Raw genomic sequence first — 10,095 nt, forward strand, 5'->3', positions numbered from 1 at the left:
CGGAGTGGAGCGCGCATTCGGGGACGCTTATGATGCATGATAGGCGCGCAATAAAACTTACAGTAAGAGCGATGCTCGAAGATTGAACAAAAGCGGCCGATCCTACGGCGATGGCAAGTGTCCGAGAAGGGTTGCGTCATGCCGGTAGCAGGCGGCACCCGCGGCGATCGCCGCGCTCAGTTGTCTGGCCGTTAGGCGGCCAGTTTCGGTCAGTCGAACTGGAGCTCTCAATCGTTGACAGCTCGAGATTCAGTGGCCGCTCAAAGGGGCCTCCTGGACGGGCGCCCCTACCTGGAAGCCCGGCGCTGGCCGCCAATGAACAAATGGTGGGTACAGTGCGCCGTTGAGGAAGGCCAGAAATACGTCCACAACCTGATCAGCCATGAACCATTCATCTGATCGCAACGGGATGTTTCCCGCCCGGAAGACCAGGACGGTGCCATCTGGGCGTACAGGTGAAGGTTTGTCATGAAATGCTCTCCACCGATGCGTACCGAACTCGTATCGCTCAATCATGCAACTTACGCCGCCGCCCGCTACCTGCACATAGCTACCACTAGCGTCAGTCAATGATGCATAAGATGACTCGCCATAGGTTCGTAGTGATTGCAGGGCACGGGTAATCTGTCTCGCAGTTGGCGCGACGATTTCGGCTTTCCCTTCGATCTCAAGTTTCATTTGCTGAATTGCTCCGCTTCATCCAGTCGCCCGTGAATCCTACCAAGCACCGAGGCATCATACTGAATGGCCGCTAACGGCAAACCTGACTGACCGTTCCGGGTCGTCTGCAGGCGTACGCATTCGGCAGCAGGCCCCTTTGGCCACGTTCGACGGCATTGAAAGCAGACCGTTTACTGCCCCGTAGTCTTGTCGACGCCGTCTCGACCGAGCAGCATTGTGCCGCCGCTTATGTAGTTCCGCTGCTGCACGGCCGCGTGTTGGGCCGCTGCATGAAGGTCGCGCATCCGTCTTTGCAACGGCGACGTCTCGTAAATTGCGTTACTGCCGCCTAGCGCGAAGCATGCATCAGCAGCGCGAACACAGGTGTTGGCGATCCATGTCGCCATTTGCGAGCCCTCTACCAGAAGGTCCTTCTCGCTAAGCGTCCCCGCGAGGGCGTGACGCCAATGGCTGGCAGCCTGGTCCCGCAGAAATGCGCGAGCAGCCCTGAGATCCGCGTGGATGCGGCCCACCTCTGCCTGGAAAAACTCCGAGTCGCGCATCGCTGTGGCAGCTCGCTGTTGACGATGCCCGCTCGTTGCAAACGCAACGAGGTCGTCGAGCGAACCCTCGGCTATGCCGAGATTGTTGGCCGCGTGCATCAGGGGAATCAACTGCTGCGCGGCGCCATACAACGGGCCAGACAGGCGTGGCTTGTCGCCGGGATTGAAGAAATTCGATGCCGGCACCAGCGTGTCGTCGAGTGTCACGTGATTGCTCCCGGTGCCCTTGAGCCCGACGACGTGCCAGTTATCCTCGACGTGCCACTCGCGCGCAGGCAAGAAGAAGCCGCGAACCATCGGAGCTCCGTTACCCGGTCCCGGCACGGGCACGCCATTTTCATTCATGACACAGAGCCCCAGAATCCAGTCAGCATGCTGGCAACCGCTGGCAAACGGCCAGCGACCTGTCACGCGCCAGCCTCCGGCGACGGGCTCAGCGGTCCCGGCAGCAAACGCAGATCCCGCGATTATGATATCCGGACCACCTTGATAGATACGGTCGTAGAATTCCTCGGGCAGCACAGGCGCAATCATGGCCGCGCCGGCGCCGATCATCGCAGTCCAACCCAGCGAGCCGTCGATTTTGCCGAGTGCCGCGAAGATTTCGAGGGCCAGCGGAAAATCAAGTTCGCTGCCGCCGTATTGGCGCGGCACGAACATCCGGAAGACGCCAATTGACCGCAGCGTTTCGATCAGGTCCGGTGGGATCTGTCCTCGGGCTTCGATTTCTGCGGTGCGCTGGGCGATGGAAGGGGCCAATCTTTCAATATCTGCCAGTAGCTGAGAAGACGTGTGTGTCATCGGGTGAAGTCAAAACAGGACACTATCGCACGCAGAATGAAAGCTGCTCATTGCAACATGGTGGCAGACAGCGTTCCCACGTGACTATGGTTGGTGTTAATAGGATTAAACACCCTGCGTTGACGCCTTATTCCCTGTCGTCGGCGACAGCAGTTCTTTGTGCCACCGTTCCGAGCCTCTAACTGACAGTGGTGTAAAGGAAACGATGGAGTTGAAATAAGAAGCACAAAACCGGATGACTCTTGTTGAATGCGGTTAGAAGTGACGGGAGCGACGTCCGCTTTCACGCGCACATCGGACGTTCACCGACTGTCTGGCAACGACCGCCCAGGGTCGAATTGTGCCAGCTGCCAATGTTTGCAGCGATGTTTCACTGTTCCAGGTACTCGTCTTGGCAATGCATTTGTGGCATAAATTATCCGCTCACATCACGCATGAATCCACCGACGCCGTCTTAATGGTCGACCGTAGCTGTTGCGCCAAATGATCCATTTTTCTTTCGGGAACATCCCCGTAACCCAGCACCAGTCCGTTGTATCCCGCCTGCGTCCCAGGTAAGCAGAACGGCGACAGCGCACGCAATACGAGACCGTGCGCGCGCCCGGCACGGCTAACCTCGGTGTCCGCTACGGACACATCGATTCTTGCCGACAGATGCATGCCCCCGGCGCCGCCCGACACCGTCAACAGCCCGCTCAGGTGCCGTTGCAAGGCGTCTTCCAATGCCATGCGCCGCTCCGCATAGAGCCGCCGCATGCGCCGCAAGTGTCGCGTGAAATGCCCGGCTTCGATGAAGTCCGCCAACGCCAGCTGGTCGATGATGCGTCCACGCAGCATCAAGGCGCCTGCCGTGCGCAGAAAGGCGGGTGCAAGCGCACGTGGCAAAACCATAAAGCCGATGCGCAGTGCCGGAAACATTACCTTGCTGAACGTGCCGAGGTAAACGACCGGCGCGTCGTCGGCAAGCCCTTGCACGGCGGAGAGCGGCGCGCCATGGTGGCGAAACTCGCTGTCGTAGTCGTCCTCGATGATTAGCGCGCCGGCCGCGCGCGCTTCGGCGATCAATGTAAGCCTGCGTTCGAGGCTCATCACCGCGCCAAGCGGATACTGGTGCGACGGCGTGATGTAGATTAGTTTCGGCGGAGTATCGCGCCAGTGTTGCGGCCCTGGCGCGAGGCCGTCGGCGTCGACCGGAATCGGAACGAGGCGCAAGTCGGCAGCGAGAAACGCGTTGCGCGCGCCGCCATAGCCCGGGTTCTCTATCCAGGCGATGTCTTCGGCCTCCGCCAGCGCGCGAGCGCACAGATCGAGTGCACTTTGCGTGCCGTCCGTCACGAACACCTGGTCCGCATCGCACCGCACACCGCGCGACACACGCAAATACTCTGCGATAGCCTGGCGCAACGTCAGGTTGTCGTCGTATCGCATATAGCCAAGGTCCGCTGTACCCGCATCCCGCCACGCACGTTCGACGCAGCGCCGCCATTGCGCAAGCGGGAATTCGTCGAGCGCCGGCGTACCGGGCAGGAAGGGAAGCAGATCGTCCATGCCTGCACCGGGTCGCACCATATCGGCGACCCGCCGCGAGAGAACGGGCGCCTCGCCAGGAGCGACAGCAGTCGACTGCCTCAGGCCGACACTCGCGACGACCGTGCCTTGTCGCTTCGCATGGACGAAGCCCTCTTCCGCGAGACGTTCGTAGGCGTAAAGCAACGAGTTTCGCGCGACGCCCAGGTCCGCGGCGAGTTCGCGCGTCGGCAACAGGCGTGTGCCCTCTCGGATGTCGCCCTTCAAAATCGCGGCGCGCAGGCAATCGTACAGGCGCTGCTGCTGCGGAATGCGTGCGGATGCGTCCCGCCCCCCCTCGCGCTCGAAATTCGACAACATGACTGCGTAATCCATCGTGGCTCCAAACAGAGGCTTACCAGTGGGTCTATACATGGTGCCACGGCTTCACTACTGTTGAGCATCCCGATTGAGATTGGAGAACCAGAAAATGAGCCCAACCAACGCCACGCCGCCGTCCGAACGTACTCGGGTGCGCCGTGTCGCGCAACGCGGCCGCTACGACCGAGAAACGCTACACGCTATTGTGGACGCCGCGTATGTGTGTCACGTCGCATTTGCTGATGAACACGGCGTTCATTGCATTCCCACCGCTTGCTGGCGCGAAGGCGATCATCTTTACATCCACGGCTCCAACGGCAGCCGGATGCTGAAACTGGCGACGCACGGTGCGCAAATATGCGTCACGATCACGCATCTCGATGGGTTGGTGCTAGCGCGCTCGGCGTTCCATCATTCAATGAATTACCGATCCGCCGTTATTTATGGCGTGTTCGACATCGTGGAGGGCGCGGCCAAGGCCGCGGCACTCGATACGTTCGTCGAGAAGATCGCTCCGGGACGTTCGCGTGAAGTGCGGCCGGGAGACATCAACGAGCTTGCCGCGACCACCGTGCTGCGTGTCGCAATCGACGAAGCGGCGGCAAAGATCCGCACGGGAGGACCGAGGGACGACGAGGCCGATATGACTCGGGAGGTTTGGGCCGGCGTCCTGCCTTTGGCGATGCGGCCGCGGACACCGATAATCGATGCCGCGCCGTCCGGTACGCCGGATTATGTTCGGCAGTGGCATGAAATCGCGAGTGCGAACGCCGCGGTGTGAACGGACCTCGTGTTCGGGTCTTACTTGAATTGAACGACCGCACTACCTCGGCTACGGAAGTTCGCCGACCAGAGCGACGCGACATGCATACCCGCATGATGGGTTCCCGAGTTCGTATTGGCGCCGTCCCTGTCAGACGCGCAACCCGGTCGGCGCGGCGAAATCCTGCGAGGACACCTATTCCGAAGATTTATTGATGTCGTGCTATCGGGTGTTGGGCGGCCTGCTCCTCGGCGCGTTTTTTCGCCATGTGTCTTCCCACCACGCAGCCTCCGACGGCGCCCAGGACCGCATGGTGTCCTGCATAGTGGCCCGCTACTCCACCCACGACTGCGCCTTTGAAGCAGCCAGCCGCGTTCGCTGTCTCTATTGTTACCAAGATCAGCATGGTGGCTAGTGCAAACTTGCTCTGAGTTTTCATCTTGGACTATCTGTCTGAAGTGTGAATCCGATGCTGCGGCCGGTCGACTGATTCAATCGCCGTCCCAGCCATGTTGTTCGTGCCATTTTCGCTCATGCTCTTCGTGACGTCGCCACTGCCGCTCGCGCCACTCGCGACGTTCGCGCCACTCACGCGCTCGCCAATCCTCGTCTTCCCCATAGGCAACCACCGGTGGGGGCGCGTATACGACCGGCGGCGGTTCCACGTACTCGGGCTGCGGCGCCACGTACACTGGCCCGGGGATGCCTACACCGACGTCGACATCAACGTGTGCGGATGCGGTCACCGAAACTACCAGCACTGCCACTCCGAGCGTTATTTCAGCCAGCTTCCTGTTCATATGTCCTTTCGCCTTATTCATTCAGCCGATGTCAGTGAAGACGCGATGGAGTCTAGGTGGCGTCTCTGGACACAGGTGAAACGACGATGCGTCATTGGTAACACGTAGTTACTGTGCGGACCGCTGGGCTGTACGTTGAGTCGGTCACGTTGCGGTCCGCCTCGACGAGTCGCGAATTCCATGTGCTCGCCCGATTCCGTCTGCATCGACACCGCGTATGTCATCGACAGGGCGATCGGCCCCGCGCCGGTGGTGCGCTGCGTTGACCCGTGCGGCAGCGTGTACGTTCGCCGCCACGTACATCCGATTCTGCGTGAGTGCGCCGAGCATCGCAGGGATCAGGCATTCGCCGCGCGCTGACCAGGCGCCGTGCGGTTTCCAGTCTTTGAAGCCCCCTTTTTCTAACCATGCCTATGCGGTTGTCTCTTCGGCCGACGCATTCCCATCGGCTGACACTTGGGCACGCGGCGTGGCCGAAATGGACAAAATATGCGTCGTTTGAGCTAGAGCCCCGCAAGGCTTTTGTCGTTATCTCCCTGTAAGCGTTGCGCTTTCATTGTTCACCAGCGCTGACAGACTATCCGATAAATAACCACGCCTGGTACGCTCAAATGTCCTCACCGATCAGCAGCATCACCGACGCCCGATTGCCGGGCTTGCAGAGTACTTCGTCTACGTCCGGCAGCGCCGGAAGGAGATTATCCAGTCAATTGGCAGGGGTGGAGATCGGCCAGTCTGACATCAACGAAATGCAGACAGGGCAGATGCAGCTCGCAATGGTTCGGGCGGCGGTCTTGACAATCAACGTCAACCAGTTCGAAGCTGCTTTCGAGCAGGTCATGAAAACTGCAACCACCGTCGATCCAGCGACCGGGCATCGAGAGATGACGGCAACCGCTGACAGCAAACTGAGCGACGCGCTTCAAAACCTCCTTCTGGCAAGCGGTTTTACGGAGCAGCAAGCCCAGGCAGCCAGCGCGAGCTTTGCCGAACAACTGGCAAAAGGCGGTTCTATCAGCCTGAGTGCAAGCTTCGCCGCGACCTCTACCAATACCGTCACGGTATCCGGTTTCAGCAAAGCCATTATCGGCAACGTTGTCTTATCGGCCGGTAATGGGACGACGATGTCGGCGTCGGTGACGTCAGTCGTTACACGAGCGGGCTCGGTGTCGATCACGTTTGATCCCGATAGCGGTGCTTTGTCGGTTTCACTCGAAAGTCACACGGTATCCGCGGGCTCGTCGATTTTCGCTGCTGCAACCCTCGACACGCGTGCTACTTCCCTCCCGCCAGGCAACACGACAACAGTCGGGCAGCACCCGAATTCTGACGGTACTAATGACGACAAGGATAGCCATCTGCGCGGGTTGATCGCCGGCCTTGCGAATCCGGCGCTACACGACGCAAGTACCGCACTCGATTTGCTGCGCATTGCGGCTAGTGCCGCGCAAACGAAAAACGCGGCGAAGGATGCCGGCACCGAGCCTGGAGATCGAGTGCGCAACCATGCAAAGCCCGTCACCGTAACGGTGGGTTTCACGCAGCCTTTGTCGATCGCGAGCCACGGTGAAAATGGCAATCGCGCAGCGCTATTCAAACGACCCGACGGTAGCACCGGTGTGGTGTCATTCAGCCCAGTGAACGTCGAGGCTTGAACAAGGGGATATTTTTCATCAAGGTCATTCGGTTCGAATCTTGACTGTATCGCGTCAGCGTCGCCGCTGGGTTCGTCCTAAGGACTATTACTCCTGCTGGACCTGCAAACCGGACTATCCGATGCGCCCTGGATTCGTCTTGCGGGGCGATGGCTGGAGAAAGCTGGGTTTCCGATTTCAAGTCGCGTTCGAGTAGAAGTCGAGGAAGGCAAGCTTATCCAGCCGATCAACTTACCGCGACCCTTATCCATGCCGATTCGATCCGGCTGCTGTCGATCGAAAACAATCAAATCGAAGATATCGGGAACCGGAACGCCGCGGGACAATTACCCGTTTGAGTCAACGAGAGTGCCCTACTATTGAGGTACTCGTTCTGACATTTGATCATTGCGAGGTTTGCATACTGAAGTCGCAAAACAAATGGCTGATGTCCAGTTCCCCTTGTGTTGATACTGGTTCCTCGTTTTTGCATCGACGGACTCCGACATGATGACTCGAACGCTTGTGACAGGCGCCGCCGGGTTTATTGGTTCGCATCTCTGCGATCGCCTGATCGCGGATGGCCACGAAGTGATCGCCGTCGACAATTTTTTCACCGGCAGTGACGGAAACATCGCGCACTTGACGACTAGCAGGCGCTTACGGGTGGTCTGCCATGACGTGGCGCTGCCACTTAGAATCGACCATATCGGCGCGATCTATAACCTTGCATGTCCCGCGTCGCCGTGTCATTACCAGCGTGATCCGGTGCGGACGATCAAGTCGAACATAATGGGTGCGCTCAACATGCTCGATCTTGCACGTCGCACGAATGCGACCATCTTGCAGGCGTCGACGAGCGAGGTGTATGGCGATCCCGTCATTCACCCGCAACCCGAGTCGTATCGCGGAAACGTCAATCCGATCGGTCCACGGGCCTGCTACGACGAAGGCAAGCGTTGTGCCGAAACCTTGTTTTTCGATTATCACCGTCGACATGGCACGCGCATCAAGGTGCCGCGTATTTTCAACACGTATGGTCCGCGTATGAGCACTAACGATGGCCGTGTTGTTTCAAACTTTATCGTACAGGCGCTAAAAGGTGACGACATCACGATTTATGGGAATGGCGCACAGACGCGTGCATTCTGTTACGTCGACGATACGATCGACGCCTTCGTGTTGTTGATGAATACACCGGTAGATGTGACGGGACCGGTGAACATCGGGAATCCGCATGAAGTGTCGGTAAGAGAACTCGCGGAATGTATCGTCCGGATGACTGGATCACACTCCAGACTGGTGTATGTCAGGCTACCTGCCGATGATCCTGTTCAGCGCTGTCCCGATGTTTCCTTCGCGCGCAGTATTCTAGGGTGGACTCCGAAGGTATCGCTTGAAGATGGCCTCGCCAGAACGATCGATTACTTCAGGAAGACGTTGTCAGTCCGGCCTTCCCGCGGCGAAGCGCGACCGGCGCCGGAGCCCGCGCGTCAAATGTCGAGCCCTCTTTTGCGCGCCACGACGCCTTACTCGCCGCCAGATGAAGTGCCCCCGCGAGCATGATGACCGCGGCTCACGAATAATAAAACCACGTTGACACGAGTTATTTTTCGTGTCTTCAACCATTTCATCAGCCTAACTAACAAGTCGATCTATTGGTTTTTCAACTTCGATTGACTTATTTTTTTTGCTTTATTTGTCGGGTAGCTGAAAAGCTCCGAAGTGCTATGTTTTTCCGAGCTAACGCATTGCTGGCAACAACGCGATCGCCAAACAAATCAGGCACCCGCGTCGCATGTTCGTGCAGGCACGCGCCGTGCGAAGGGAGATTGCCGCAACACATCGACCGCTAGCTGCCGCTGCATCGAAGTGCGGGCAGGTAAAAGCTTCGCCTTGTACACAATTAAACATATGAACGCTTTTGATACGACAATTCAAACCTGGCTCGTCCCAATCGGCTCATCGTCTGTCCTTTTCACCCACACTGTTCGCGCGATCGCGGCGTTCTATTTCACCAAAGGCGTCGTGCCGCTTGGGGTTCTCTGTGCGATCTGGTTCCACCCCGGCGAGGCCCAGCAAGTGCGCCGCGAAACTGTCGTCGCAACGCTGTGCGCCGGGCTCGTCGCATTCCTGCTGGGCCGCCTGTTAGCACTGACGCTGCCGTTCCGCCTCCGCCCGCTTTATGATCCATCGATTCATTCAATGTTTCCGCTATCCGACCAAACCGGAGCAGGCATGCGCTTATGGAGCTCGTTCCCAAGCGATCACGCCGCACTCTGGATGGCGATAGCCGTCGGAATTTTCCTTGTCTGGCGATGGATAGGCATGCTTGCGATCCTGCATTGCGTGGTCTTCATCTGTCTGCCGCGCGTCTATCTGGGGCTGCACTATCCGACCGACGTCATCGCGGGCGCGGCCATCGGCGCATTCTGCACCTGGCTCCTCACGCGTACGCCGATACGCAGCCGCTTCGCGCCACTCTGCTTGCGGCTCATCGAATATCGGCCAGCCGTGTGTTACATGCTCGCCTTCCTGTTCTTCTTCGAACTCGCGACGATGTTCCAGGAGCCGCGCATGCTCGCGGTTCTGGTGATAAAGCAACTACACCGAGGGATTCTCCTTTGAGCGGCGCTGCATCGCGAGCGCGACTACGAACAGCGCTTAGACAAGACAAACGGGAAACGCCCGCGCGGCAATCAGCCCCGCGGGTCGTCGGAAGTCGGAAGAAGGCAAACAGTGACATCCGGGCATGCGCAGCCTATCGCCGCGCACCCCGAACAAATTGAAGCAATTGAAGCAGATCAGTTGAACAACGGCGTAACCGTCAAATTAGCCGTATTCGCCGGCGGGGCCGTAAGCGCAGTCCCCATCACCGGATCGAGGAACAGCGTGCGCGGCTTCGACACGTCCTGCGTGAAGTCGAACATGCTCATGATCGAGTTGTCCGCCGCGTCGTTCGAACCCTGACCGATGCGTGTGCCGTT

At 58.8% G+C, this 10,095-nt stretch carries 11 protein-coding genes; 5 read left to right on the plus strand and 6 right to left on the minus strand.

Annotation, left to right across the window (positions count from 1 at the left end; all coding sequences use genetic code 11):
- Window positions 1-249 precede the first annotated feature (249 nt).
- The 3 genes from BX592_RS22700 to pdxR all read right to left on the minus strand — a co-directional run bounded on the left by BX592_RS22700 (window position 250) and on the right by pdxR (window position 3,926).
- The gene (locus tag BX592_RS22700) at window positions 250-678 is read right to left on the minus strand and encodes a hypothetical protein (protein WP_134194722.1); all 429 of its coding nucleotides are present in this window, start codon (window positions 676-678) and stop codon (window positions 250-252) included.
- Window positions 679-851: 173 nt separating this feature from the next.
- Window positions 852-2,024, minus strand: a complete 1,173-nt coding sequence (locus BX592_RS22705; RefSeq protein WP_134194724.1) for an acyl-CoA dehydrogenase family protein — start codon at window positions 2,022-2,024, stop codon at window positions 852-854.
- Between the two features lie 423 nt (window positions 2,025-2,447).
- Complete coding sequence (gene pdxR / locus BX592_RS22710; RefSeq protein ID WP_134194726.1) at window positions 2,448-3,926, minus strand: MocR-like pyridoxine biosynthesis transcription factor PdxR; 1,479 nt, start codon at window positions 3,924-3,926, stop codon at window positions 2,448-2,450.
- Between the two features lie 94 nt (window positions 3,927-4,020).
- Here pdxR and BX592_RS22715 point away from each other — a divergent pair, with 94 nt between their 5' ends.
- A complete protein-coding gene (locus tag BX592_RS22715; RefSeq protein ID WP_134194771.1) occupies window positions 4,021-4,692 on the plus strand; it encodes a pyridoxamine 5'-phosphate oxidase family protein in 672 nt (223 codons plus the stop codon).
- A 190-nt stretch (window positions 4,693-4,882) separates the two neighbouring features.
- Here BX592_RS22715 and BX592_RS34570 read toward each other — a convergent pair whose 3' ends face one another.
- Both BX592_RS34570 and BX592_RS22725 read right to left on the minus strand, forming a co-directional pair.
- Window positions 4,883-5,113 carry a hypothetical protein gene (locus tag BX592_RS34570; RefSeq protein ID WP_134194728.1) on the minus strand — a complete coding sequence of 77 codons (231 nt, stop codon included), beginning with the start codon at window positions 5,111-5,113 and terminating at the stop codon, window positions 4,883-4,885.
- Between the two features lie 52 nt (window positions 5,114-5,165).
- On the minus strand, window positions 5,166-5,474 hold the full coding sequence (locus BX592_RS22725; protein WP_134194730.1) for a hypothetical protein: 309 nt from the start codon (window positions 5,472-5,474) through the stop codon (window positions 5,166-5,168).
- A gap of 611 nt (window positions 5,475-6,085) precedes the next feature.
- On the opposite strand from BX592_RS22725, the gene BX592_RS22730 reads away from it, so the two are divergent.
- From BX592_RS22730 to BX592_RS22745, 4 genes are all read left to right on the plus strand, one after another.
- Entirely contained in the window at window positions 6,086-7,129 is a 1,044-nt protein-coding gene (locus BX592_RS22730) for a hypothetical protein (protein WP_134194732.1), read from the plus strand.
- A 102-nt stretch (window positions 7,130-7,231) separates the two neighbouring features.
- Window positions 7,232-7,492 (plus strand): SymE family type I addiction module toxin, encoded by a 261-nt coding sequence (locus tag BX592_RS22735; RefSeq protein WP_279589204.1) that lies wholly within the window; start codon window positions 7,232-7,234, stop codon window positions 7,490-7,492.
- Between the two features lie 126 nt (window positions 7,493-7,618).
- Complete coding sequence (locus BX592_RS22740; RefSeq protein WP_208327955.1) at window positions 7,619-8,674, plus strand: UDP-glucuronic acid decarboxylase family protein; 1,056 nt, start codon at window positions 7,619-7,621, stop codon at window positions 8,672-8,674.
- A 348-nt stretch (window positions 8,675-9,022) separates the two neighbouring features.
- Window positions 9,023-9,736, plus strand: a complete 714-nt coding sequence (locus BX592_RS22745; RefSeq protein ID WP_134194736.1) for a phosphatase PAP2 family protein — start codon at window positions 9,023-9,025, stop codon at window positions 9,734-9,736.
- A gap of 176 nt (window positions 9,737-9,912) precedes the next feature.
- Here the strand turns inward: BX592_RS22745 and BX592_RS33960 are convergent.
- Window positions 9,913-10,095: hypothetical protein (locus tag BX592_RS33960; RefSeq protein WP_166676432.1), on the minus strand; the 183-nt coding region annotated here is incomplete at its 5' end.

The organism is Paraburkholderia rhizosphaerae (assembly GCF_004366595.1).
Taxonomy (GTDB): Bacteria; Pseudomonadota; Gammaproteobacteria; order Burkholderiales; family Burkholderiaceae; genus Paraburkholderia; species Paraburkholderia rhizosphaerae.